The organism is Citrobacter sp. RHB35-C21 (assembly GCF_013816515.1).
Classification (GTDB): Bacteria; Pseudomonadota; Gammaproteobacteria; order Enterobacterales; family Enterobacteriaceae; genus Citrobacter; species Citrobacter braakii.
In genome coordinates, this window is record NZ_CP057147.1 from 745478 (window position 1) to 770987 (window position 25510).

18 protein-coding genes and 1 pseudogene are annotated in these 25510 nt (G+C 51.8%); 16 read left to right on the forward strand and 3 right to left on the reverse strand.

From position 1 onward, the window contains the following. Nucleotides 1–87 precede the first annotated feature (87 nt). Both HVZ39_RS03705 and gss read left to right on the forward strand, forming a co-directional pair. Complete coding sequence (locus HVZ39_RS03705; RefSeq protein ID WP_181633243.1) at nt 88–2376, forward strand: FdhF/YdeP family oxidoreductase; 2289 nt, start codon at nt 88–90, stop codon at nt 2374–2376. A gap of 153 nt (nt 2377–2529) precedes the next feature. After that, the gene (gss, locus tag HVZ39_RS03710; protein WP_181633244.1) at nt 2530–4392 is read left to right on the forward strand and encodes a bifunctional glutathionylspermidine amidase/synthase; all 1863 of its coding nucleotides are present in this window, start codon (nt 2530–2532) and stop codon (nt 4390–4392) included. Nucleotides 4393–4572: 180 nt separating this feature from the next. Here the strand turns inward: gss and HVZ39_RS03715 are convergent, their stop codons facing one another. From HVZ39_RS03715 to HVZ39_RS03725, 3 genes are read right to left on the reverse strand one after another with little or no spacing between them, the layout of a single operon-like run. Continuing rightward, complete coding sequence (locus HVZ39_RS03715) at nt 4573–5112, reverse strand: redoxin domain-containing protein (protein ID WP_151222302.1); 540 nt, start codon at nt 5110–5112, stop codon at nt 4573–4575. A gap of 41 nt (nt 5113–5153) precedes the next feature. Then, entirely contained in the window at nt 5154–5894 is a 741-nt protein-coding gene (locus HVZ39_RS03720; protein ID WP_046276181.1) for a hypothetical protein, read from the reverse strand. Between the two features lie 8 nt (nt 5895–5902). Further along, complete coding sequence (locus HVZ39_RS03725; protein WP_016154483.1) at nt 5903–6142, reverse strand: hypothetical protein; 240 nt, start codon at nt 6140–6142, stop codon at nt 5903–5905. A gap of 181 nt (nt 6143–6323) precedes the next feature. Between HVZ39_RS03725 and HVZ39_RS03730 the strand changes: the two genes are divergently transcribed. The 14 genes and pseudogenes from HVZ39_RS03730 to HVZ39_RS03795 all read left to right on the forward strand — a co-directional run bounded on the left by HVZ39_RS03730 (nt 6324) and on the right by HVZ39_RS03795 (nt 25495). Further along, nucleotides 6324–6911, forward strand: coding sequence for a MarR family winged helix-turn-helix transcriptional regulator (locus HVZ39_RS03730; RefSeq protein ID WP_094761915.1), 588 nt, complete (start codon nt 6324–6326; stop codon nt 6909–6911). 117 nt (nt 6912–7028) lie between these two features. After that, nucleotides 7029–7193, forward strand: a pseudogene (locus HVZ39_RS03735) (IS3 family transposase); the annotation flags it as partial. Nucleotides 7194–7748: 555 nt separating this feature from the next. After that, nucleotides 7749–8246 (forward strand): type VI secretion system contractile sheath small subunit, encoded by a 498-nt coding sequence (gene tssB / locus HVZ39_RS03740; protein WP_016154481.1) that lies wholly within the window; start codon nt 7749–7751, stop codon nt 8244–8246. Between the two features lie 33 nt (nt 8247–8279). After that, a complete protein-coding gene (tssC, locus tag HVZ39_RS03745; protein WP_047358630.1) occupies nt 8280–9827 on the forward strand; it encodes a type VI secretion system contractile sheath large subunit in 1548 nt (515 codons plus the stop codon). Nucleotides 9828–9844: 17 nt separating this feature from the next. Further along, nucleotides 9845–11185 (forward strand): type VI secretion system baseplate subunit TssK, encoded by a 1341-nt coding sequence (gene tssK / locus HVZ39_RS03750; protein WP_181633245.1) that lies wholly within the window; start codon nt 9845–9847, stop codon nt 11183–11185. Continuing rightward, nucleotides 11182–11871, forward strand: coding sequence for a type VI secretion system protein TssL, short form (tssL, locus tag HVZ39_RS03755; protein ID WP_181633246.1), 690 nt, complete (start codon nt 11182–11184; stop codon nt 11869–11871). Before tssK ends, tssL begins: the two co-directional genes overlap by 4 nt. After that, nucleotides 11868–13577: an OmpA family protein gene (locus HVZ39_RS03760; protein WP_181633247.1), complete on the forward strand. Its 1710-nt coding sequence runs from the start codon at nt 11868–11870 to the stop codon at nt 13575–13577. The genes tssL and HVZ39_RS03760 overlap by 4 nt, the downstream gene beginning before the upstream one ends. Nucleotides 13578–13582: 5 nt before the next feature. Next, nucleotides 13583–14074, forward strand: coding sequence for a type VI secretion system effector Hcp (hcp, locus tag HVZ39_RS03765; RefSeq protein ID WP_024558534.1), 492 nt, complete (start codon nt 13583–13585; stop codon nt 14072–14074). Nucleotides 14075–14246: 172 nt separating this feature from the next. Next, nucleotides 14247–16901 (forward strand): type VI secretion system ATPase TssH, encoded by a 2655-nt coding sequence (gene tssH / locus HVZ39_RS03770; RefSeq protein ID WP_181633248.1) that lies wholly within the window; start codon nt 14247–14249, stop codon nt 16899–16901. Then, nucleotides 16898–19393 carry a type VI secretion system Vgr family protein gene (gene vgrG, locus HVZ39_RS03775; protein ID WP_181598874.1) on the forward strand — a complete coding sequence of 832 codons (2496 nt, stop codon included), beginning with the start codon at nt 16898–16900 and terminating at the stop codon, nt 19391–19393. Before tssH ends, vgrG begins: the two co-directional genes overlap by 4 nt. Before the next feature lies 1 nt (nt 19394). After that, nucleotides 19395–20444 carry a hypothetical protein gene (locus tag HVZ39_RS03780; protein WP_181633249.1) on the forward strand — a complete coding sequence of 350 codons (1050 nt, stop codon included), beginning with the start codon at nt 19395–19397 and terminating at the stop codon, nt 20442–20444. Beyond that, on the forward strand, nt 20434–22365 hold the full coding sequence (locus HVZ39_RS03785) for a DUF3274 domain-containing protein (protein ID WP_181633250.1): 1932 nt from the start codon (nt 20434–20436) through the stop codon (nt 22363–22365). Before HVZ39_RS03780 ends, HVZ39_RS03785 begins: the two co-directional genes overlap by 11 nt. A gap of 156 nt (nt 22366–22521) precedes the next feature. Continuing rightward, nucleotides 22522–23571 carry a hypothetical protein gene (locus HVZ39_RS03790; RefSeq protein WP_161623424.1) on the forward strand — a complete coding sequence of 350 codons (1050 nt, stop codon included), beginning with the start codon at nt 22522–22524 and terminating at the stop codon, nt 23569–23571. Then, on the forward strand, nt 23561–25495 hold the full coding sequence (locus tag HVZ39_RS03795) for a DUF3274 domain-containing protein (RefSeq protein WP_181633251.1): 1935 nt from the start codon (nt 23561–23563) through the stop codon (nt 25493–25495). Before HVZ39_RS03790 ends, HVZ39_RS03795 begins: the two co-directional genes overlap by 11 nt. Nucleotides 25496–25510: the final 15 nt, after the last annotated feature.

Sequence of the window (25510 nt, forward strand, 5' to 3'; positions counted from 1 at the left end):
TCCGTACTCCATGAAGAGGAAATCAATGTTGGACGGAAATTGCTACCGTATTCACCATTAAAAATTGGCGGTGAATAAGCAGTAATAATGAAAAATGGTGTTCCAGGAGTAAGCGGTTATCAGGGCCCGGCGGGTGGGTGGGGCGCGGTAAAAGCCGTCACTGCTTCGGTGTTTTCGCAAAAGGCTGTCGCCCGCGACATTATCGCGATGTTCAAAATGAACCAGGTGAAAGGGTTCGACTGTCCGGGCTGTGCGTGGCCGGACCCAGGGCACCGTGCGCCAATGGAGCTGTGCGAAAATGGCGTTAAGGCGGTCTCCTGGGAGACAACCAGTAAAAAAGCGTCACCGGAATTTTTCAGCCGTCACCCGGTTTCCACACTCTGGCACTACAGCGATTATGAGCTGGAAAATATCGGTCGTTTGACGCATCCGATGAAATACGATGCAGCATCAGATACCTGGCAGGCGGTGGATTGGGATATCGCCTTCCAGGAGATAGGCGAGCGTCTGCGCAGCTATGATTCACCCCAGCAGGTTGAGTTTTACACCTCCGGCAGAACGTCAAATGAAGCGGCGTTCCTGTATCAGCTTTTTGCCCGCGAATATGGCAGCAGCAACTTTCCTGATTGCTCAAACATGTGCCACGGACCGACCAGCGCAGGGCTAACGCCGGCCATTGGCCTTGGAAAAGGGACCGTTGAACTTGACGATTTTGACCATTGCGATCTGGTGATTTGTATCGGGCATAACCCTGGCACAAATCATCCACGTATGCTGACCACCTTACGCGACGTTGCCAAACGCGGGGCTAAAATTATCTCTATCAATCCGCTGAACGAAAGGGGGCTTGAGCGCTTTAGTTTCCCGCAAAGCCCGAAAGAGATGTTCACCGGTCAGTCGACGCAGCTGAGCAACGACTACTACCAGGTAAAAATGGGCGGTGACGCCTCGCTGCTCAAAGGCATCATGAAGGCGCTGATCGAAATGGATGAAGCGCGGATCTTACTGGATCAGCAACCGACACTCGATCATGCGTTTATCGATGAGCATACTGCTGGATATGCAGCGCTGTATGATGACTTACGTCAGCATAACTGGGCGGAGCTGGAACAGGACTCGGGCCTGACGCGCAGTCAGATGGAGGACCTGGCACACAGCTACAGTAAATCTCGTGCCACTATTATTTGTTATGGTCTGGGCATCACCCAGCATAAAAACGGTACTGAGAACGTCCAGCAACTGGTAAACCTGCTGCTGCTGAAAGGCAATATGGGTAAGCCGGGGGCGGGGATCTGCCCGTTGCGCGGTCATTCTAACGTGCAGGGCGACCGTTCCGTGGGGATCAATGAAGCGGCATCCGAAGACTTCCTGCATCGCCTTGAGACGCATTTTTCTATCCGTGTGCCGCGTACACATGGCCGCTCCAGCGTGGAGAGTATTCGGGCCATCGAACGGGGAGAGGCAAAAGCGCTCATTTGCATGGGTGGCAATCTGGCGGTGGCGATGCCGCAGCCGCAGCGTACCTTTGCGGCGATGAAAAATTTGGATCTGCAGGTCCATGTTGCGACCAAGCTGAACAGATCGCATTTGCTGCTGGCAAAGCATAATTACCTGCTGCCTGCATTAGGTCGAACGGAGCGCGACATTCAGGCGACGGGGAGCCAGTCGGTGACCGTCGAAGACTCGATGTCGATGGTCCATGCTTCCTGCGGCGCGCTGAAGCCAGCTTCCCGCTGGTTAAAATCGGAACCCGCGATTGTGGCGGGCATGGCACACGCCACTCTGCCGCTTTCGCCGATCAACTGGGAAGCGTTAACCGGGGACTACGCGCTGATCCGTGACGCCATTGAAGCCGTGATCCCGGCGTTCCACGATTACAATGCCCGTATTGCCGAGCCGGGCGGATTTCGTATGGATACGCCCGCTTCGCGCCGTGAATGGCGAACGGCGAATGGTAAAGCCAACTTTATCGTCAGCCATCAGCGGGCGGTAGAGCGAGAAAATCAGCCTGCCGATGCACTGGTTCTGGCGACGCTGCGCAGCCACGATCAATACAACACCACTATTTATGGTATGAACGATCGCTACCGTGGCATTACCGGTCGTCGGGATGTGGTGTTTTTAAGCGCTGAAGAAGCGGCGACTCGCGGTCTGAACCAGGGAGATGTGGTCAACGTTCAGGCGCTGGACGACAGCGGCCAGCCCTGTGCGGATCGCATTATGTGCGGCTTGACGGTGGTGATTTACAACATGGCGGTGGGCTCAATAGGCGCTTATCTGCCAGAAGCGAATGTCCTGCTTTCGCTGGATGCGGTGGACACACAAAGTTTGACTCCGGCGTATAAAAGCGTACCGGTCACCCTGACAAAAGCGTAGTTCCTGCTGTGAATTTTTCGCCTCTGAGCGCCAGCCGCTGCGTTGAGGTGTATGATGATGTTGACCTCTGTCCGGTTAGTGTCGCAGAGCAGGCAATCAGAGCGAAAAATTCACGCCAACCTGCTCAGGCTGTATTGTTTTGAGGTAAGGTGCATGAGCAAAGGAACGACCAGTCAGGATGCCCCATTCGGGACATTATTGGGCTACGCCCCAGGCGGCGTAGCAATCTACTCTTCAGATTACAGCTCCCTCGATCCACGGGACTACGACGATGATGCGGCATTTCGCAGCTATATCGACGACGAATACATGGGCCACAAATGGCAGTGCGTAGAGTTCGTACGCCGCTTTCTCTTCCTTAATTATGGCGTGGTCTTCACCGATGTAGGCATGGCCTGGGAGATCTTTTCCTTACGCTTTCTACGCGAAGTGGTGAATGACAATATCCTGCCGTTACAGGCATTTCCGAATGGTTCACCCCGCGCGCCGGTAGCCGGTGCTCTGCTTATCTGGCAAAAAGGCGGTGAGTTTAACGATACCGGTCATGTGGCGGTCGTCACCCAGTTGCTGGAAAACAAAATCCGTATTGCCGAACAGAACGTGCTCCATACGCCGTTGCCTCCCGGGCAGCAGTGGACCCGCGAACTGGAGATGGTGGTTGAAAACGGTTGTTACACCCTGCGTGATACCTTTGACGACACCACCATCCTTGGCTGGATGATCCAGACCGATGATACCCGTGACAGCCTGCCGCAGCCGGAGATCGCCAACGACTCGTTGAGAATTGGCGGCGCGCGACTGGAAGATAACGGGCAGTTTGACGGTAAATGGCTTGATGAACAGGATCCGCTGCAGAAAGCCTACGTGCTGGCGAACGGCCACGTTATTAATCAGGATCCGCATCAGTACTTCACCATTACCGAGAGTGCAGAGCAGGAACTGATCAAAGCCACCAACGAGCTGCACCTGATGTATCTGCACGCGACCGACAAAGTGCTGAAAGATGACAACCTGCTGGCGCTGTTCGATATCCCGAAAATCCTCTGGCCGCGTCTGCGCCTTTCCTGGCAGCGTCGTCGGCATCATATGATTACGGGACGTATGGATTTCTGTATGGATGAACGCGGACTGAAGGTGTATGAGTACAACGCCGATTCCGCATCGTGCCATACCGAAGCTGGTTTGATCCTCGAAAGATGGGCCGAGCAGGGCTATACAGGACAGGGACACAACCCAGCTGAAGGATTGATCAACGAACTGGCGGGGGCCTGGAAGCACAGCCGCGCGCGTCCTTTTGTCCACATCATGCAGGATAAAGATATAGAGGAAAACTACCACGCTCAGTTTATGCAGCAGGCGCTACGTCAGGCGGGGTTTGACAGTAAAATTCTGCGTGGCCTCGATGAGCTACGTTGGGATGACGCTGGTCAGCTGATTGACGGGGACGATCGTCTGGTGAACTGCGTCTGGAAAACCTGGGCGTGGGAAACCGCGATTGAGCAGGTGCGAGAGGTCAGTGAAGCGGAGTACGCCGCGGTACCAATTCGTACCGGGCATACGAATCAGGAAGTGCGTTTAATCGACGTGTTGCTGCGCCCGGAAGTGCTGGTCTTTGAACCTCTGTGGATGGTGATCCCTGGTAATAAAGCGATTCTGCCGATCCTGTGGCAACTTTTCCCACACCACCGCTATCTGCTTGATACTGATTTCACTGTTAATGAAGAGCTGGCGCAAACCGGTTATGCAGTGAAACCTATTGCAGGACGTTGTGGCAGCAACATCGATCTGGTGAGCCATCAGGAAGTGTTACTGGATAAAACCAGCGGAAAGTTTGCCGAGCAGAAGAACATTTATCAGCAGCTTTGGTGTCTGCCAAAAATTGCCGGTAAATATATTCAGGTTTGTACCTTCACCGTAGGTGGTAACTATGGGGGGACCTGCCTGCGCGGCGATGAGTCGCTGGTGATTAAAAAAGAGAGCGATATCGAGCCGCTGATTGTGGTGAAGGAAGAGTAATCTTTTTGCGAGTTCTTGATTGAAATGCGAAAAGCCGGAGTATATCTCCTAATGCTTGTCAGTTTAGCTTTTGATGGCAACCGTAATGCATAGCGTTGCGGTTTCTTTTTTACTGCCCGGGGATAATGTCTCACCCTTCCCACGGGCAGGAAAAAACTCTCCGCCATATCCAGTATCTCATTATGTAGTGGCACACTGCCCATCACTGCACCCTGATGCCATAGACGCGTCCTCGGAAACAGACAACGACTCATTTAATAACGCCCCGATTTCTGCTCCCAGCGCGAGGTCGTCTACCTGACCAAAATATTGCTGGCGTAGGTATCCCTGCTGATCAATTAACGTCAACGTAGGTGTACCGCGCATAGCGTAGGACAGCATGGTCTGGGGGACATCATTGTCAGGAGACGGCATATCCACCCCGACGGGGAAAGGGATGCGGTATTCTGATAGAAAGGTTTCCAGTGCCTGTGCGGTCATTACTTCATGATGTTCAAAAACCGTATGTAGGCCAATAACGGCCACCTTATCCTGTGGAAAAGTGGCGTACACACGTGAAACCTGCGGCAGTCCATGGGAAACACAGCCGGGACACAGCATCTGAAATGATTCCATTACCACGACCTTGCCGCGTAATGATTCCAAGGTTATCGGCTGTGACGTATTAAACCAGCGTTCAATTGTCAATGCTGGTGCTCGCGGATGACGAATGATATTCATGTTAACTCCAGAACCCGCACTGTGGTGCGGGTTAATTTCCGTTACTGGTTTACTTTCCCCGGCAGCGTCAGCTTGCCAGAGGCCACTTTAAATACATCCTCGACGCAAAGTAGCGGCGCATGAACGGAGGCATTAACTCGTAGCCCGGCAGTTACACCATCAAACTGGCTGGCAGTGACCACGCCAATATTATCGAACGGAACTTTCACTTCTACAGTTTCACCTGTCAGCGTAGGATTCCAGCCCGGACTGTCCAACAATACCGGCAAGCCAGGCCAGGTTTTTGGCAGCCTAGGTTTTTGTCCCTCAGGAATATCAACTACGGCCAGTGCGCCAGGCCCGCAGACCTCGTTAGGCTTCAGCACCACCCAGTGGGTATGCCACAGATCGCCATCATTGTTGCGGTTACCATCGCCATTTTCATCATACAGCGGCGTATCATCCAGATCAGGATGGGATGTTACCGCCAGCGCCAGGATACCGGCCTTATGTTCAAATCCCACTTCATACGGATCGATCGTTGTCGGCCAGACATAAGAGAAAATTTCCGTTCCCGCCAGCTTACCTGTTACTGCAGGCTTACTTTTACCTGCCTTGCCGGAAACTGCCATATGGAAGGTGGCAACATTCCCTTCGGTAGTGACTTTAGTGTGCACAATATCAAACTCAGCCAATACAGCCTTGTCGGTGCTGGTTTTAATACCGCCCTGATGAGGCTCATTGCCATGTGCACCGGCAGAGGTGGCGACAGCCATTGCTAATACAATCGCAATACGTTTCATTTTTATCCTTAAAGCAGATCTTTAATAAACGCACCAAAGTTGATGTGAAGCGGGATACCGCCATCCAGTACCAGGGCTGGAACAGATTGCACACCAGCTTCGATGGCCTCATTCAGTCGGGTTTTATCATTTCCGAGATGAACGATTTCTACCGTGTATTGAGCGGGATCCAGTGCCAGTGCGATTTGGTGTTCTGCATCTACGCATACCGGGCAACCTGCATGAAAGAAAACGGCTGTTTTACTCATGATGACTTTCCTTGTGCAATATCAAATGGTATCGAATCGATACCATTTGATATTACACACACTGAAAATATTGTCAATATGGTTTTGAATCGATACTATTGATGACAGTACAACCCTATCGTTAGAAAGTCTGGACGTTTGTTTATCCAGCACGTATCCCGGCAAGCAGAGGCAGGTTACTGTGACACTCTTTGATATTCTTGAACGCCTGGTGAGCCTGCAAATGGGCAGCTTTTATCGCCATCCGCAACTGAAAGGACTCCCCACAACATGGGTTCAGATTCTTTTCTATTTAACGCGATGCAATGGTTATTCCAATACGCCCGCTGCAACAACGGAATACCTCGGGCTGACTAAAGGCACGGTATCGCAGTCCCTGAATAAACTAGAGCGTGAAGGTTGGATTAGAAGAGAAAATGACGGTAAGGATAAACGGGTTGTCCATCTGGTTCTGACATCCAAAGCGAGTGAAGTGATGCATACCATCATGCAGGAGACACTGCAGGAGCCTTGGGATTCATTAGCTTTTTCTGAGGAACAGCTGAAAACAGTTTTTCTGGCCCATCTGCGGAGTATGCAGAAAAATCAGGGGGCCAGAATGTTTGGTGAGTGCCGTTTTTGCCGGTTTCATCAGTCGATAAATGGGCATCCCTGGTGTGGTCTAACAGAAGAGCCAATTCCCATGGAAAGTATCACATTAATTTGTCGTGAATTTGAGGAACCGGAAAATAGTTGCAGCGTTAGCGCTCAGAATGAGAGAAAGGGCTAGATACTGGCTTTTGAACGGGTAAAGTGCGAGTGCGGACATAAAAAAATCCAGAAAATGGTATGCGCATTCTCTGGATTTTGTAGTGGAACACTGAATTTGGCCACCTGAACAGAGGTGATATGCTCACTCTGCCACGTGTTCGGGGTTCATCGCAGCAGTGAAAAAACAGACGGCAGACGGGCTGTATTACGCGGTCAGGTTCTGGCGTTGCATAACATCAACCATGGTTTTGCTGGCGCAAGAAGTATCGTGACCATGGCAACGCTGAGAGGCTTCCGGATGAGGGCAAGCTGATTGCACCGATTGAATTTCTTGTGACTGGCGATTTGTCATCGTGTATGGCGGTTTTCCAGGCCCATGCCCTCCCAGGCGCCATACAGCCCTGACATTAAATGAAACGCTCTCTTTCGGGACATAAAACCGATTATGTTTCTGATGCTTTCCTTATGGCTATTGCGGTGTTTCCCACATGAAGCAAGGCTATGACTTACTGCCCCCTTTTATTTCTTTCTGATCTAAAACCATTTCCTTGAAAGCGCATTGGTGTTTTTAACTTTCTTATATTGATGTAGATCAATTCAAGATCCATTTATCAATAATTATCCGTTCATTTTAACTGCTGCGACATAAATGTTTGTTTTGTGTGCTGGTAATAGTCCATTTTACTGACATCTCAGCACTATTCACTATTAACATTTAGAGGAAAATTCCTAAGAATTTACTTAAAATAGATTAAAGATCGGTAAATTTGATCTATTGTCGATCATTGTTCTATTATCACATGTAGAGAACTTTCGTTTGAAAGATGCACGCAGTGATAAACCGAGGGATGATGAGATGGCTGATAGTTTCCAGAATGAAGTGCCAAAGGCACGTATTAATCTAAAGCTTGACCTGCATACAGGGGGAGCCAGCAAGAAAACTGAGCTCCCTCTGAAATTACTGGTGGCGGGCGACTTCAGTAATGGTCAGGAATCTGCACCACTGTCTGAGCGCAAAAAAGTTAACTTGAACAAGAATAATTTCGACTCAGTTCTTTCCGAATATTCCCCAAAAGTCAATCTGACCGTTAAAAACACGCTCGCCAGTGATGGTAGCGAAGACAATATCAGTCTGATATTCCAGAGCATGAAAGATTTCACCCCGGAGCAGGTTTCCCGACAGATCCCTCAGCTGAAGGCAATGCTTTCCATGCGTAACCTGCTTCGCGATTTAAAAGCGAACCTGCTGGACAATCAGGCTTTCCGAAAGGAGCTGGAAAAAATTCTGCTCGACCCGGCGTTAAGCGCAGAACTCCGCTCAGAGCTGTCTGCTCTGGCACCTAAACAGCCATAACGGTCACGATGATTTAACGGATTAAAAAGGAAGATGCTGATGTCTGTAAAAAATGAGAATGCGACTGGTGGCGAAAGCGTGGTGCTGGAACGTCCTGTTGCGGGCGGGGTTTATGCGTCCCTGTTTGAAAAAATCAACCTGAACCCGGTCTCTGAGCTGAGTGCGCTGGATATCTGGCAGGACGCGCAGGCGATGTCGGATGCGACTGCGGATGAGCGGCTAACGGCGGGGATGCAGGTATTTCTCGAATGCCTGACGAAAGCGGGCTCAAAAGTTGAAAAACTCGATAAAAACCTCATTGACCACCATATCGCAGAGCTGGACTACCAGATTAGCCGTCAGCTGGATGCGGTAATGCATAGCGAAGAATTCCAGGCTGTGGAGAGCCTGTGGCGCGGCGTGAAATCCCTGGTCGACAAAACTGATTTCCGTCAGAACGTGAAGGTTGAACTGCTGGATATGTCCAAAGAAGACCTGCGTCAGGACTTCGAAGACAGCCCGGAAATCATCCAGAGTGGACTGTATAAACATACATACATTGATGAGTATGACACCCCGGGCGGTGAACCGATTGCCGCGCTGATTTCCGCTTACGAGTTTGATGCGTCTGCGCAGGATGTCGCTCTGCTGCGCAATATTTCAAAAGTGTCTGCCGCAGCGCATATGCCGTTTATCGGCTCTGCCGGCCCGAAATTTTTCCTCAAGGATTCAATGGAGGAAGTGGCGGCCATCAAAGATATTGGTAACTACTTTGACCGTGCGGAGTACATCAAGTGGAAATCCTTCCGCGAGACGGACGATGCCCGCTATATCGGTCTGGTGATGCCGCGTGTACTGGGTCGTCTGCCTTATGGTCCGGACACCGTGCCAGTGCGCAGCTTCAACTATGTGGAAGAAGTGAAAGGTCCGGATCACGACAAATACCTGTGGACTAACGCCTCGTTTGCTTTTGCGTCTAACATGGTTCGCAGCTTCATCAACAACGGCTGGTGTGTGCAAATCCGTGGCCCACAGGCCGGTGGTGCCGTGCAGGATCTGCCTATTCATCTGTACGATCTGGGCACCGGCAATCAGGTCAAGATCCCGTCAGAAGTGATGATCCCGGAAACCCGCGAATTTGAATTCGCCAATCTGGGCTTCATTCCGCTGTCGTACTACAAGAACCGCGACTACAGCTGCTTCTTCTCCGCCAACTCCACCCAAAAGCCAGCGATTTACGACACCGCGGATGCGACCGCCAACAGCCGTATCAATGCCCGTCTGCCGTACATTTTCCTGCTGTCGCGTATTGCACACTACCTGAAGCTTATCCAGCGCGAAAACATCGGCACCACCAAAGACCGTCGTCTGCTGGAGCTTGAGCTCAACACCTGGGTGCGCAGTCTGGTGACCGAAATGACCGATCCGGGCGACGAGCTGCAGGCCTCTCACCCACTGCGTGATGCAAAAGTGGTGGTGGAAGACATCGAAGACAACCCGGGCTTCTTCCGCGTGAAGCTGTACGCCGTACCGCACTTCCAGGTCGAAGGGATGGACGTCAACCTGTCACTGGTTTCCCAGATGCCGAAAGCCAAGTCATAAGCTAAGGCAGGAAGCCAATGAAAACGGAACAACCGTTATGGGGCAGGGGCGTTATGGTCTCTCCCCAGCACTTCCAGCAACAGGCCGCATACGCGGCCTGGTCTGCGGAATGCATTGCCCGACTGGGCCTCTCCCATCCCTGGGGGATGATTGATGCCACTTTCGAACCGGATGCACTGAAACTGGGCCGCCTGCAGGCCCGTCATCTGCACATCCGTTTTCCCGACGGCACGCTTATCGACACGGATAATGCCGACTCCCTGCCGCCGGTGCTGGCGCTTGAGGGCGAATCACAGGAAGTGGCGGTGGTTCTGGCGCTTCCGCTACTGCGGGCAAATGGCGGCAACTGTCTTAAACCCGATGAGGTGGCCGAGCGCCCTGTGCGTTATCGCCAGCGCTGGCGGGATGTCCGTAACGCCTTTGGGGACGATACCCGCCAGATTGCGGTGATGCAGCCCGAGCTGACGTTGCGTTTCGCCCATCAGAACAACAGTGATTACCTGACCTGTCCGGTCGCCCGTCTACAGCAGGATTCACAGGGGAGCTGGGCACTCGATGAAACCTTTCTTCCGCCACTGCTGGCTCTGCAGGGCAGCCGCTGGCTGGTGACCCAGCTGGAACAGCTGATGATGCAACTGCGTGCCCGTCTGAGTCGCCTGATGGACATGCGTCGTGAAAGTAACGAGCGCATGGCCGATTTTGCCGTGGCTGACGTGTCTCTGTTCTGGTTGCTCAATGCCCTGAACAGCGCAGAACCCATGCTCGGACAGTTTCAGCGACACCCGCAAAGTCCGCCGGAGCGTCTGTATCCGGAGCTGGCAAGGCTCGCGGGCAGTCTGCTGACCTTCTCGCTGGAACACCAGGTGAGTGCTATTCCTGTCTGGCAGCATGAGCAACTGAATAACGTCTTCCCGCCGCTCTTTGACCTACTGGGCGACCTGCTGGAAGCCAGCCTGCCGTCGCGGGTGGTAGCGATTGAGCTTGAGCATGATGCCCGGCTTCACTTCTGGCAGGCCCGTCTGCATGACCCACGCCTGCGCGAAGGGGCGGATTACTACCTCTCCGTGCGTTCACCGATGCCGGTGGCACAGCTGCAGGAACAGTTCCCGCGTCAGTGCAAGGTCGGCAGTCCGGATCATGTCAGGAGTATCGTCAATTCATCACGGGTGGGTGTGCCCCTGATGCCCCTGCGTCATGTGCCAGCCGCCATCCCACTGCGTCTGGAAAACCAGTATTTCAGCCTCGATGTCTCTCATCCTCTGGCCAGCGAAATGCTTCAGGGCGGCACCTGTATGTTTTACGTTCCGGGCATGCTCGGCGAGCCTGAACTTGAACTCTTTGCGGTACTGAGAACATGAGTGAGTCTAAACGCAGCACTGCTGCGTCGATTGATATTGATGCCCTGCTGCAGGACACCTGGCTGCAGGTGATCAGCCTGCGTCACGGTCCGAAGTTTCAGGATGGAGAAGGGCGCACGTTGTGGGAGCGCTGCATTGCTGATGTCGAACGCGTGCAGCGTGAGCTGAAAGCGAGCGAACTCGATGAAGCCAGCTGTCAGCATATTCTCACTGCACAGTGTGCGCTGCTTGATGAAGCCGTCAAAGGTCGCGGTGTGGAGGATGATGCCTGCGTGCAGTGGTATGACATTCCTCTGCAGGGGCACTTCCTTGGCACCATGGATGCCGGTGATACGCTGTGCGATCGGATGCGCGATGTGCTGCGTGAACCGGCGCCCGACCAAGCTGTTGTGACCTGCTTCCAGCGGGTCATGATGCTGGGGTTTCTCGGCAGTTTCCGCTCGCTGAATGATCCGGAGCGCCAGAAACTCGTCAACGCGCTCAGTGAACATGTCACGCCGTTCAGCTATCCGCAGGCTCACCCGATACTGGCAGAAAGCCGTACCGGACGAGGAATGGGTGGTTGGCTGGCGTCATGGCCCGTGCGTATCGGCCTGAGCGTGATGGTAGTCGCCGCACTCTGGTGGGGACTGGATCACTGGTTGGATCAGACGCTGCTGACCCTGCTACCGGGAGCCGTGAAATGAGTCCTGAACAACAGCGCGGGCTTGCGTTGTGGGCCGCCCTGCTGAGTGCAGTGGTCTGCCTGGGTTTCCTACCAGTGTCCCGACTGGTTTCTGTACTTGTTCTGCTTACCGTTCTGGGGCTAATCCTGGCGTTCTGGACTGTCGCCAGTCGTCGTGCGGGGCATGACGTCACCCTGTGTCTGGATGACCTCCCGGAAGCCACTTATCGTCAGCCCGTGGTGTTGGTCTGTGGCGATCTGCCGCTGGCATGTATGCAGCAGTCACCGGTGCTCACTGTCACGCAGGGATGCTGGATCCGCGTGGAGGGTCATCAGGATCTGGAGCAGGCAGCCCGCCAGGTACTGTGGTTGCGACCTGACTGGGGTCGCCAGCTGTCGGTGATGGTCAGCGTCTGTCCACAGAAACACGCCGACAGCGAGCGCCTTACCAGTCGTCTGCTGGCCTTGCGCTGGCAAATCAGCCAGTTGCGTAAAGAAACCGGGCATTCCGTGCCGCTGGTTCTGAATGGTCAGGTTGGCAGTGCGATGACGAATGATCTGCTCTGGCAGGCGGCTATCCCGGGGGAAGGGGTGAGGGTCTGGCGTGAATCTTCAGCGCCGAGTTCAATCGCTACATGGGTTACCACCGGTGGGTCGCCTGCGATGCAGCAACAGGTGTTGATGAACAGCCTGATGAGCTGGTTCCATCAGCACGTCAAAGCTGTCTTTATGGATGAGAACCCCGACGTTCCTGTCATTGCGCCTGTCGCGGTGCTGTGGGGAATGGGACCGATCCTTGCCGGAAGTCTGGCCACATCTGCCTGGACTGCGTGGCTTTCCCGTCACACTGCGATGCAGCAGGTAGCGGGCTGGCAGCCGGTAGGAACGGACAGTACGGTTATCTCCCCCTTCCCGGATTTTATCCTGCCACTGCTGCCCGAAGGGCGAGGCCTGACGCCGCGTGGGCGAGCCTTCCGTTGTGCGCTCGGGATTTTCACGCTGGCGGCCATTGCTGCTCTGCTCAGTAGTGGCTGGAACAATCGCCAGCTGCTGCAGCGTGTGAGCTTCGATATTGTCCGCTATGACCGTATCCCGATGCATGATTTCGGACCCAAAGCCGATGCCGTTGCTGTCCTGCGTGACGATGCGGCAGAGCTGAATGATTGGGCGCGCAATGGCGTACCGGTGCGGATGGGGCTCGGTCTGTATCAGGGGGAGCGTCTGCGAATGCCTGTGCTGGATGCGATCCGTTCCTGGGTGCCTCCACCTCCGCCGCCTGAACCACAGCCGAAATCCAAACCGGTACCGAAAATTGTCCGCCTCGACAGCATGTCGCTGTTCGATTCCGGTAAATCCGACCTCAAGCCGGGCTCCACCAAAATGCTGGTGACCTCCCTGGTTGGCATCAAAGCTAAACCGGGCTGGCTGATTGTGGTGTCAGGTCATACCGACAACACCGGCAATCCAAAACTGAACCAGACGCTTTCACTTCAGCGTGCCGAAGCGGTACGCAACTGGATGCGTGACACCGGCGATGTGCCGGAGAGCTGTTTTGCGGTGCAGGGCTATGGCGAAAGCCGCCCGATCGCAACGAACGACACCCCGGAAGGGCGCGCACTTAACCGTCGTGTCGAAATCAGTCTGGTACCGCAGGCCGATGCCTGTCAGATACCGGGCAATCCCCAGGCGTCATCGGATGATGGCGCAGATAAAACTGTAATGGAGTAAATCACATGGCAATTCCTGTTTATCTTTGGCTGAAAGACGACGGCGGCGCGGACATTAAAGGTTCTGTGGACGTTCAGGATCGTGAAGGCAGCATCGAAGTTGTCGCTCAGGAGCATAACCTGTACATCCCGACCGATAACAACACCGGCAAGCTGACCGGTACCCGTATCCACACCCCGTTCCTGTTCACCAAGGAAATCGACTCGTCCAGCCCGTATCTGTACAAGGCGGTGACTACCGGTCAGACCCTCAAGTCTGCGGAATTCAAGTGGTACAAAATCAACGACGCGGGTCAGGAAGTTGAGTACTTCAACACCAAACTGGAAAACGTGAAAGTGGTGAAAGTGAATCCTGAAATGTATGACATCAAGGATCCTTCTAAAGAGAAGCACAACCACCTTGAGCGCATTGAACTGCGCTACGAAAAAATCACCTGGACCTACAAAGACGGCAACATCATTCATTCCGATTCCTGGAACGAACGCGCCACCGCGTAAGCCTGATGCGGACAGGGTTTCCTGTCCGCACTTTTTGCTGAGAGCCTGTCTGAAACGGGTTTTCAGCAAAGAAAACCACAAACTGCCAGCCTGACCGTATGCGCTTTGGTCCCCTTCACGGAAAACAGCGATGGGCGGTAGCGTGTCCAGGAACCGACAAAGAGAGAGATTCATGGAAAATCCAGCCATCCTGTTGCGACGTCTGAACCCTTACTGTGCCCGTGCGATGGAAGGGGCGGCTTCGCTCTGTCAGACCCGCGCCCATGCGGAAATTTTGCCGGAGCACTGGCTGCTGAAGCTGCTAGAACAGGGGGAAGGTGACCTGACGGTGCTGGCACGCCGCTACGAGTGGGATATGGATGCACTGTGGCAGGATTTGCTGGCGTGGCTCGACAATCTACCGCGTTCGGTGCGCAGCCGTCCACAGCTCTCTGACAACATTCAGAGCCTGCTGCAGGAGGCCTGGCTACTGGCCTCCCTCGCTGGCGAAGAACACATCCGCAGCGTGCATCTGCTGATGGCGCTGACGGAGAACCAGCGACTTGCTCACTGCGACGGTCTGTGGCCATTGCTGACGCTCGGGATGAGTCAGCTGTCCCGACTACGCCCGCTGCTGGATGCACAATCTGATGAACGCCCGGAGCTGCAGTTTGAGGCTGAACTGGCCCAGGAGCATGGCAGTGAGGTGGAGTTCGTCGGGCGTCCTGTCGGCGCGGAGGTAAAAGAGGGGGAACTGACCCCGGCGCTGCAGAACGCGCTGGATAAATTCACCCTCGACGTCACCGCCAAAGCAAAAGAGGGCAGGATTGACCCGGTATTTGGTCGTGATACCGAAATCCGCCAGATGGTCGATATCCTCTCCCGTCGTCGTAAAAATAACCCGATTCTGGTCGGCGAGCCGGGCGTCGGCAAAACCGCCCTGGTGGAAGGCCTCGCGCTGCGTATAGCCGAAGGTAACGTGCCGGCGTCGCTGAAAACCGTCAGCCTGCGCACCCTCGACCTCGGCCTGTTGCAGGCGGGCGCGGGCGTGAAAGGTGAATTTGAACAGCGGCTGAAAAACGTCATCGATGCGGTACAGCAGTCGCCGGTCCCGATTTTGCTGTTTATCGATGAAGCGCACACCATCATCGGGGCCGGTAATCAGGCGGGCGGCGCGGATGCGGCCAACCTGTTAAAACCGGCGCTGGCGCGTGGCGAACTGCGCACCATCGCCGCCACCACCTGGAGCGAGTACAAGCAGTACTTCGAGCGCGATGCCGCCCTGGAGCGCCGCTTCCAGATGGTAAAAGTGGACGAGCCGGACGATGAGACCGCCTGCCTGATGCTCAGGGGCCTGAAATCCCGCTATGCGGAGCACCACAGCGTCCACATCACTGACGCCGCCGTTCGGGCTGCCGTCACGCTGTCGCGTCGCTATCTGACCGGGCGTCAGCTGCCGGATAAAGCGGTCGACCTGCTCGACACCGCCGCGGCCCGCGTGCGCATGAGCCTCGATACCGTGCCGGAGACGTTAACGCGCATGCGCGCGCAAATCACCGCCCGGGGCATTGAGAAGCAGGCGCTGCTGGAAGATATTGCGGTCGGGAGCAGCAGTCAGGGCGAGCGTCTGGCCGCGATTGAGCAGGAAGAAATCCGGCTGTTTGTCGAACTGGATGAGCGCGAGACGCAGTACGGCCAGGAGCTGTCGCTGACTGAACACCTGCTGGAAACGCGCAAGGATATCTCGCGTCAGAGTGAGACCCGCGACCTGCAACAGCAACTGAGTGTTATGCAGCAGAACGGCCCGTTGCTGTCCGTTGACGTCGACACCCGCACCGTCGCCAACGTGATTGCCGACTGGACCGGGGTGCCGCTCTCCTCCCTGATGAAGGACGAGCAGACCGGACTGCTGAACCTGGAAGCCGAAATCGGCAAACGGGTGGTGGGCCAGGACGTGGCGCTTAACGCCATTGCCCGGCGTCTGCGCGCGGCCAAAACCGGTCTCACCTCCGAGAACGGTCCGCAGGGCGTGTTCCTGCTGGTCGGCCCGAGTGGCACCGGCAAAACCGAAACTGCGCTGACCCTCGCAGATGTGCTGTACGGCGGTGAAAAATCCCTCATCACCATCAACCTGTCGGAGTACCAGGAGCCGCACACCGTCTCCCAGCTCAAAGGTTCGCCTCCGGGCTATGTCGGTTACGGCCAGGGTGGCATTCTCACCGAAGCGGTGCGCAAGCGTCCGTACAGCGTGGTGCTGCTTGATGAAGTGGAAAAGGCGCACCGCGACGTGATGAACCTGTTCTACCAGGTCTTCGACCGTGGCTTTATGCGCGACGGCGAAGGGCGCGAAATCGACTTCCGCAACACGGTTATTCTGATGACCTCGAACCTCGGCAGCGACCACATCATGCAACTGCTGGACGAACAGCCGGAAGCGACCGAAGCGGATCTGCACGAGCTGTTGCGCCCGATTTTACGCGACCACTTCCAGCCGGCACTGCTGGCCCGCTTCCAGACCGTGATTTATCGTCCGCTAGCGGAAGCGGCGATGCGCACCATCGTGGAAATGAAGCTGGCGCAGGTGAGCAAACGCCTCAACCGTCACTACGGCCTGACCACGAATATTGAAGAGAGCCTGTATGACGCGCTGACCGCCGCCTGCCTGCTTCCGGATACCGGGGCGCGTAACGTCGACAGTCTGCTGAATCAGCAGATTCTGCCGGTGCTGAGCCAGCAGTTGCTGACCCACATGGCTGCGAAACAGAAACCACAGTCGCTATGCCTTAGTTGGAGTGAGGAAGAGGGTATCGGGCTGGAGTTTGACCGTACACAAGGAGTGCACGCATGAGCAGTAATCCCCCGATCAGATTCAGCCACAACCATCACCAGCTGGCGGTGAAGGGCTGTGCAGCAGAGCTCGATGTGCTGGCGTTTGAAGGCGATGAGGCCCTGAGCTCGCCGTTCAGCTACCGAATTGAGTTCACCAGCGGCAACCATGCCATCAGCAAAGAAATGATGCTGATGAAAGCGGCCTCCCTGACGCTGCAGGCCCCGGTAGACCAGGGTTACGGCATCAAAATGCAACAGGCCGTGCGCACCCTTCAGGGCGTGGTCAGCGGCTTTGAGCGCCTCAGTACCTCCAAAGATGAAACCCACTATGCCCTGACGCTCCAGCCACGCCTGGCGCTGCTTGACCGTTCGCATCAGAACGTCATTTATCAGGACATGTCGGTCCCACAAATCGTGGAAAAAATTCTGCGCGAGCGTCACAACATGCGCGGTCAGGATTTTCTGTTCTCACTCTCAAAAGAGTACCCGCGTCGTGAGCAGGTGATGCAGTACGGCGAGGATGACCTGCACTTTATTACCCGTCTGTTGGGTGAGGTGGGCATCTGGTTCCGGTTTACCACTGATACGCGCCTGAACATCGACGTGGTGGAATTTTATGACGGCCAGCAGGGGTATGAGAAAGGCCTGACGCTGCCATCGGTTCCGCCATCAGGACAGCATTCAAAAGGCGTGGACTCGGTGTGGGGGATGGAGAGCCATCATAACGTGGTGCAGAAGCAGGTCAGCACCCGTGATTACAACTACCGTCAGGCGACGGAAGACATGAACACCCGGGTCGATGCGACTCGCGGGGATGCCACCACCTACGGTGATGCCTACCACTATGCCGACAATTATCTGACGCCGGGCAGCGCATACGACCGCAATCCGGCGCCGGAATCGGGGGCGTTCTACGCCCGCATTCGTCATGAGCGCTACCTGAATGGTCAGACGCAGACCCGCGCCATCACCAGCTGCCCGACCCTCTCTCCTGGGCAGGTGCTGAAAGTCACCGGCGGGTACGAAGTGGCAGAGGTGTTTGCTCAGGGCGTGGTCGTCACAGCGATGCACAGCCATGCGCGCCGTGATGAAGACTTCGGCGTCAGGTTCGACGGTATCCCGGACAGCACTGATTTTAGTTTCCGCCCTGAGCCTGGCTCACGCCCGGTGATGGCCGGCACATTGCCGGCACGTGTCACGAGCACCACCGAGAACGATACCTACGGCCATATCGATAAAGATGGCCGCTATCGCGTCAACATGCTGTTTGACCGTGATAACTGGGAAACTGGATTCGAGAGCCTGTGGGTACGGCAGTCCCGCCCTTATGCGGGTGATACCTACGGCCTGCACCTGCCGCTGCTGGCGGGCACCGAAGTGGCGATTGGCTTTGAGGACGGTAACCCGGACAGACCGTACATTTCTGGCGTACTTCACGACTCGGCCCACGGCGATCACGTCACCATCCGCAACTACAAACGTAACGTCCTGCGCACACCGGCGAACAACAAAATCCGCCTCGACGATGAGCGCGGGAAAGAGCATATCAAGGTTTCCACTGAGTACGGCGGCAAGAGTCAGCTGAATCTCGGACATTTAGTGGATGCGGAGAAGCAGAAGCGCGGTGAAGGTTTTGAGCTCAGAACCGACAGCTGGGGAGCCATCCGGGCACAGAAAGGGCTGTTTATCAGTGCGGACGGGCAGGCGAAAGCGCAGGGGCAGGTTCTTGATATGGAGCCTGCGCTCACGCGGCTTTCAGCAGCATTAGTGGAGATGGAATCTCTTGCGGCCAGCGCACAACAGGCTCAGGCGCTGGCAGCGGATATCGGCCGCCAGCAAAAACTCCTGAAGCAAAAAATCGAGCAGTTGCATGAAGAGGTCATCCTGGGCAGTGCGCCGAAAGGCATGGCGCTGGTGAGTGGCGAAGATTTGCAGGTATCAGCCAGTGACAATCTGACGCTGACGGCAGGTAAGCAACTGGATGTCGGAGCACAGAAAGATTTCACGCTGGCTGCGGGTAAACAACTCAGCCTGTACAGCCGTGAAGGTGCAAAATTGTTTAGCTCGCATAACGATATTGATATTCAGGCTCAGGGGGGAAATATCACCACGTGGTCGACACAGGACACGCATATTTCGAGTGGCAGGAAACTGGTCGTGACGGCGCAGGATGAACTGACGCTGATATGCGGGGGGGGATATATCAAAATTAAGGGTGGGAATGTTGAGATTGGCGGGCCAGGTAAGCTGCTTATCAAAAACACCGGTATCAAAAAAGCGGGTTCTGGCAGTCTGCAGGGGGTAATGAAGTCGTTTGAGCCAGCAACATTTGATGAGAAGTTTGTTGTCAGAAATGCGCTAACAAAAGAACCGATACCTGGTAAGGCGTACAAAATCACTATGCCAGATGGTTCTGTCGTTTCCGGTGTTACAGATTCGTCGGGCGCGACGTCGCTGAACTCATCTGATGTTATCGACAATATGCTCATTACCCTGGTTAAGGCGCAATAATATGAAATGGAATCAGTCAGACAGAAAAGTACTCACAATTATAGCCATTACTGGTGTGCTCCTGTATGCCATTTATAAAGGACTTCAGTTTTTAGCTGGTGTATCAATGGGGGCCAGTTTTGGGGTCGGTCTGGGAGGAATGAGCGGGTCTCAACAGGTAGAAGAATCACGAAAAGTTGAAACGGATGCGCCGACTCAAATTATTTATCGCATAGATAAAAATCGATATCTGACACTGGAAAACTACATATCTTGTGATAAGGGGGGGCAGATTTATTATAATGATACTGAAAGGGAAATAAAAACCCAACTGGGATGGGATACAGATTTTTATGATTTCTCATATCGTCGTGGTAATAATGTTGCGGCTTATCAGGGAACCATTATTAATGGTGCAGATAATGGTTATCTGGCATTCCCCGGTGCATCAACCAGGCAATATTGTGGTAGCGGAAGGTCAGAAAGAGGTTGTCCTGTGTTTTTCTTCTTTTCAGCAGATCATGGAAAAACCTTTATCTATAAAATTATAGCTGAGGAGTACAACACCCCTGAACGATTCAGTAAGCTTAAAGTGGTAGTGGCTAATGATGGTGTTTATCTAAGGGATGAGTCCAAGAAAGAGCCAGTTTATAGTGATGGATATACTGATGGTCTTTCTGGTGTGAATAAATTTCGCTTCGATAGCAATAGCGGTAAGTTAATAAATGTATTTAATGATATGGATATTGAAGTTGAAAAACGGATAAAGAAGGAAGTGTCTCGAAGAAAACTACCATATGCTAATGATTATGGTCCGCGTTTTAATATATTTGACTATGCAAGGGAGTCTATTCCGCCTAAATCGCATGACGAAACTAATAGACTGGCAAATGAGCTATCTGATATAGCCACAAAAATGACAAGAGATGTTTATAAAAATAGAATTGGGTTCCCCCGATTATCTGATGAAGGTAGTGATAGAGCTTATCAATGCAATAATGAAGTTAAAGCCAAAACTATAATCTATATATCGAAATATGGTAAAAGGGAGGTAGTGAAAAATGAGCAATAGCAAAGAGCCAATCCGAGAGCTTGAGTGTAAGTTCGATGATAATGGACACCCTTCCTGGAGTTCATTTCCTTCACATAAGAATTGTCAGGTTAGAGGTGGATGTGATTTACCACCTCATTTACCTGGGATTATTATACTGGTCCATGGTGTTAATTCAACGGGAGAATGGTTTGAGAGCGCTGAAGAAAGCCTATGTGTAGGTTTAAATAAACGGCTTGGCCTTGAAAAACCATATCTTCTAATTAAGAATAAATACAAAAGCGATTCTGTGGTTTCAACTACACCATTAGTTGAAAGAGATGCGACAAACACAAAAGAATCAAACTCTCCTGTGATTAGATTCTATTGGGGGTATTCCTCACCTAAAGGTAATGAAGATAAATACGTTATACCGTTAGCCAATAGGAAAGGCGTTGATTATCATCAGTTGAAAATGCAAGGTGTTTCTCATGAAAGCATTATTGCTCAGGGGCCATTTTTCTGGGGCGGGGGGCCATTCCAGAACGGTACAAATAATCTACATTCTTTATGGAGTGAGAAAGGGTTTAAAGAGAGCGTTGCAGGTATTAAAGTCCAGTGGTTTAATGAAGACAAAGATCGCCTGTTAACCAATGCGCCACCGCGAAAATATTATGCGCATGCAGCCAAACGCCTTGCAGACATGGTTGACAGTATTCGTAATAAATATCCCAAAGATACGGTGACCATTATTTCTCACAGTCAGGGAACCATGGTCGCAATGGCTGCCGTAGCAATTGCTGAACAAGCACCTGATGCATTATTTGTACTTAACTCCCCCTATGCACTGGATCACAACGATCTCAATGGTGCGTCGCTTCCTGCAGAGGAATGTATCTCACCTAAAGGGAGGCAAAGTACATTGTCTGCCATTGTTGATAAGGTCGCTTCCAGAAAAAATCATTTGTCATCACTGGGCTATGAAGGGCTTTGTGTCGGACAAACGGCAGATAAAAAAAACTGGCGACCTGATGTCACTCTTGCTGATGAAAATGGTACCAGTCTTACCGAACGCGATAATCACGGGCGCACTTATATCTACTTTTGTCCTCATGACCGTGTTATGGGATCACGGCCGCTACGCTCAATTGGCTGGCAGGGATTACCCAATGATTCTCAGGGGCATCCTCATCCTCTGCTGAAAAAGCATCAGGGAAATTTATTTCAGCGGATGCTGGCTCGCAGTACTCCATGTGGCGAAGCTCCAAATCCCGTGACGCCTTTTGCAAAATTGCCGGATGGAAAACCTTTCTGGGATGATAAAGGCGACCAGTATCAAAGCAGTAGTTTCACCTATCCGGATCCTCCAGAATGGCAAACGGTTTTTATTAATGCCGAAAAAGTTCCGGAGCCTATTGATGCTACTAAATTGGCAAATTTTGATGTAACACGAGTGGGGATGGAACATGACGCCAGGCAAATAGATGGCTGGGGAGAGTTCAACCCGGATAAAAAAAATAAAAACGACAATACCTATGACAACTACATTAATCTTTACCCTAATCAGGATATTGTGATTGGCTTTAAGAATTTGGGGACACAATCAGAGCCTCGACTGGTACCCGTGACTCGCAAAGAAACATTTGAAGAGAAAGATGCTCGCCTGAGAACCTACGTTTCCCAGCCCACGGACCATAGTACTTTGCCAATGCGTGCTGATTTCATGTCGCAGGTGGTAGCTTATGATTTGCCGATTGGATATTGCGATGCAACCTGGGATAAGGAATTTATGGCTGATTTACGGCGAAAAGCTGACTGGGTACAGGGGGAGGATCCCTATCTCTTTAGTGGAATCCCTGACAAAGTGCCAGAGCCTGATTTAATTAGCCGGGATACTGTTGGTGATGAGTTTAATACAGAGCAACGTAAGTTACCCGCTTACAGAGTTGTAAATAAGGCATAAATATATTTTTGTAGATTACAGTACAGGGAAAGAACACGTAACGATCGTTTTTATGCATATAAAAAGCAGGCGTGCCAGATTCGTCGGGCGCGACGTCGCTGAACTCATCTGATGTTATCGACAATATGCTCATTACCCTGGTTAAGGCGCAATAATATGAAATGGAATCAGTCAGACAGAAAAGTACTCACAATTATAGCCATTACTGGTGTGCTCCTGTATGCCATTTATAAAGGACTTCAGTTTTTAGCTGGTGTATCAATGGGGGCCAGTTTTGGGGTCGGTCTGGGAGGAATGAGCGGGTCTCAACAGGTAGAAGAATCACGAAAAGTTGAAACGGATGCGCCGACTCAAATTATTTATCGCATAGATAAAACTAGGTTTCTGACGCTGGAGAACTACATTGCGTGTGATAAGGGGGGGCAGGTTTATTACAATGATACTGAAAGGGAAATAAAAACCCTGCTGGGATGGGATATTGATTTCAATGATTTCTCATATCGTCTTGGGAATAGCATGGCGTCATATCAGGGAGGCATTGTCAATGGAGCGGATAATGGGTATCTCGCATTTCCTGGAGCATCCACTGATCAGTATTGTGGTAGCGGAAGGTCAGAAAGAGGTTGTCCTGTGTTTTTCTTCTTTTCAGCAGATCATGGAAAAACCTTTATCTATAAAATTATAGCTGAGGAGTACAACACCCCTGAGCGATTCAGTAAGCTTAAAGTGGTAGTGGCGAATGATGGGGTTTACTTAAGAGATGAGTCTCAAACAGAGAGTGTATATTCTCACCCTGTAGGTCTTCGCGATCTTCATTCAGTGAATAAATTAAGATTTTCAGATGGAAGCTTAATAAGCGTTTATGACGACTGGCAAAAAAAAGTTGATGAGTTAGTAAAAGAAGAATTGATAAGAAAAAAAATTCCTTATGCAAACGAGTATGGACCGAGGTTTAATATATTCGACTATATCAGAACATTAACACCACCGAAAACTCATGAGGAAAGTAATTTGATGGCAAATGAACTGTCAGATATTCAAATCAGGATTGAAGATGAGGTTTATAGCAATAGGATTAAATTTCCAATTCTTTTAACTCAGGGCTTAGATAGTAAATATCAGTGTAATAAAAGCATTAAAGCTAAAACCATCACGTATACCAATGTGTCAAGTGGGAAAAAGGTGGTGGTGAAAAATGAACAGTAATTCTGAACCCATCCGGGAACTTGAATGTAAATTTGATGATAATGGGCATCCCTCCTGGCGCTCATTCCCGTCTCATAAAAATTGCCAGATTAGAGGCGGGTGTGATTTGCCGCCGCACTTACCAGGTATAATTATACTTGTACATGGCGTCAATTCGACAGGTGAGTGGTTTTCAATTGCGGAGGATAAACTTTGCGAAGGTCTGAATAAGAGGCTTGGATTAACCGGGACATCATACGAACTGAAAACCAATAAGTATCTTTCTGATGATAAAATAGATGCTGAACCTCTCATAGAAAGAGTTCTGCCTGCACCTAAGAAGCAAAAATCACCAGTTATTCGTTTTTACTGGGGATATTCTTCATCGAAAGGTAATGAAGATCAATATGTTATACCGTTAGCCAATAGGAAAGGTGTTGATTATCATCAGTTGAAAATGCAAGGTGTTTCTCATGAAAATATTATGGCTCAGGGTCCATTTTTCTGGGGCGGGGGGCCATTCCAGAACGGTACAAATAATCTGCACTCTTTATGGAGTGAGAAAGGATTTAAAGAGAGCGTTGCCGGTATTAAGATACAATGGTTTAATGAAGATAAAGACCGCCTGTTAACCAATGCCCCGCCGCGAAAATATTATGCCCATGCGGCCAAACGTCTTGCAGACCTGGTTGACAGTATTCGTAAAAAATATCCCAAAGATACGGTGACCATTGTTTCTCACAGTCAGGGAACCATGGTCGCAATGGCTGCCGTAGCAATTGCTGAACAAGCACCTGATGCATTATTTGTACTTAACTCCCCCTATGCACTGGATCACAACGATCTTAATGGCGCGTCACTTCCGGCAGATGAGTGCATTTCGCCAGAAGGGCGGCAGAATACGTTATCTGCCATCATTGATAAGGTGGCTTCAAGAAAAAATCATTTGTCATCACTGGGCTATGAAGGGCTTTGTGTCGGACAAACGGCAGATAAAAAAAACTGGCGACCTGATGTCACTCTTGCTGATGAAAATGGTACCAGTCTTACCGAACGCGATAATCACGGGCGCACTTATATCTACTTTTGTCCTCATGACCGTGTTATGGGATCACGGCCGCTACGCTCAATTGGCTGGCAGGGATTACCCAATGATTCTCAGGGGCATCCTCATCCTCTGCTGAAAAAGCATCAGGGAAATTTATTTCAGCGGATGCTGGCTCGCAGTGCTCCATGTGGCGAAGCTCCAAATCCCGTGACGCCTTTTGCAAAATTGCCGGATGGAAAACCTTTCTGGGATGATAAAGGCGACCAGTATCAAAGCAGTAGTTTCACCTATCCGGATCCTCCAGAATGGCAAACGGTTTTTATTAATGCCGAAAAAGTTCCGGAGCCTATTGATGCTACTAAATTGGCAAATTTTGATGTAACACGAGTGGGGATGGAACATGACGCCAGGCAAATAGATGGCTGGGGAGAGTTCAACCCGGATAAAAAAAATAAAAACGACAATACCTATGACAACTACATTAATCTTTACCCTAATCAGGATATTGTGATTGGCTTTAAGAATTTGGGGACACAATCAGAGCCTCGACTGGTACCCGTGACTCGCAAAGAAACATTTGAAGAGAAAGATGCTCGCCTGAGAACCTACGTTTCCCAGCCCACGGACCATAGTACTTTGCCAATGCGTGCTGATTTCATGTCGCAGGTGGTAGCTTATGATTTGCCGATTGGATATTGCGATGCAACCTGGGATAAGGAATTTATGGCTGATTTACGGCGAAAAGCTGACTGGGTACAGGGGGAGGATCCCTATCTCTTTAGTGGAATCCCTGACAAAGTGCCAGAGCCTGATTTAATTAGCCGGGATACTGTTGGTGATGAGTTTAATACAGAGCAACGTAAGTTACCCGCTTACAGAGTTGTAAATAAGGCATAAATATATTTTTGTAGA

What these genes read in the sequence shown, in the direction of transcription:
- HVZ39_RS03705 (WP_181633243.1), top strand. Translation starts at nt 88, where the DNA reads ATGAAAAATGGTGTTCCAGGAGTAAGCGGTTATCAGGGCCCGGCGGGT.
- gss (WP_181633244.1), top strand. Translation starts at nt 2,530, where the DNA reads ATGAGCAAAGGAACGACCAGTCAGGATGCCCCATTCGGGACATTATTG.
- HVZ39_RS03715 (WP_151222302.1), bottom strand. Translation starts at nt 5,112, where the DNA reads ATGAATATCATTCGTCATCCGCGAGCACCAGCATTGACAATTGAACGC.
- HVZ39_RS03720 (WP_046276181.1), bottom strand. Translation starts at nt 5,894, where the DNA reads ATGAAACGTATTGCGATTGTATTAGCAATGGCTGTCGCCACCTCTGCC.
- HVZ39_RS03725 (WP_016154483.1), bottom strand. Translation starts at nt 6,142, where the DNA reads ATGAGTAAAACAGCCGTTTTCTTTCATGCAGGTTGCCCGGTATGCGTA.
- tssB (WP_016154481.1), top strand. Translation starts at nt 7,749, where the DNA reads ATGGCTGATAGTTTCCAGAATGAAGTGCCAAAGGCACGTATTAATCTA.
- tssC (WP_047358630.1), top strand. Translation starts at nt 8,280, where the DNA reads ATGCTGATGTCTGTAAAAAATGAGAATGCGACTGGTGGCGAAAGCGTG.
- tssK (WP_181633245.1), top strand. Translation starts at nt 9,845, where the DNA reads ATGAAAACGGAACAACCGTTATGGGGCAGGGGCGTTATGGTCTCTCCC.
- tssL (WP_181633246.1), top strand. Translation starts at nt 11,182, where the DNA reads ATGAGTGAGTCTAAACGCAGCACTGCTGCGTCGATTGATATTGATGCC.
- HVZ39_RS03760 (WP_181633247.1), top strand. Translation starts at nt 11,868, where the DNA reads ATGAGTCCTGAACAACAGCGCGGGCTTGCGTTGTGGGCCGCCCTGCTG.
- hcp (WP_024558534.1), top strand. Translation starts at nt 13,583, where the DNA reads ATGGCAATTCCTGTTTATCTTTGGCTGAAAGACGACGGCGGCGCGGAC.
- tssH (WP_181633248.1), top strand. Translation starts at nt 14,247, where the DNA reads ATGGAAAATCCAGCCATCCTGTTGCGACGTCTGAACCCTTACTGTGCC.
- vgrG (WP_181598874.1), top strand. Translation starts at nt 16,898, where the DNA reads ATGAGCAGTAATCCCCCGATCAGATTCAGCCACAACCATCACCAGCTG.
- HVZ39_RS03780 (WP_181633249.1), top strand. Translation starts at nt 19,395, where the DNA reads ATGAAATGGAATCAGTCAGACAGAAAAGTACTCACAATTATAGCCATT.
- HVZ39_RS03785 (WP_181633250.1), top strand. Translation starts at nt 20,434, where the DNA reads ATGAGCAATAGCAAAGAGCCAATCCGAGAGCTTGAGTGTAAGTTCGAT.
- HVZ39_RS03790 (WP_161623424.1), top strand. Translation starts at nt 22,522, where the DNA reads ATGAAATGGAATCAGTCAGACAGAAAAGTACTCACAATTATAGCCATT.
- HVZ39_RS03795 (WP_181633251.1), top strand. Translation starts at nt 23,561, where the DNA reads ATGAACAGTAATTCTGAACCCATCCGGGAACTTGAATGTAAATTTGAT.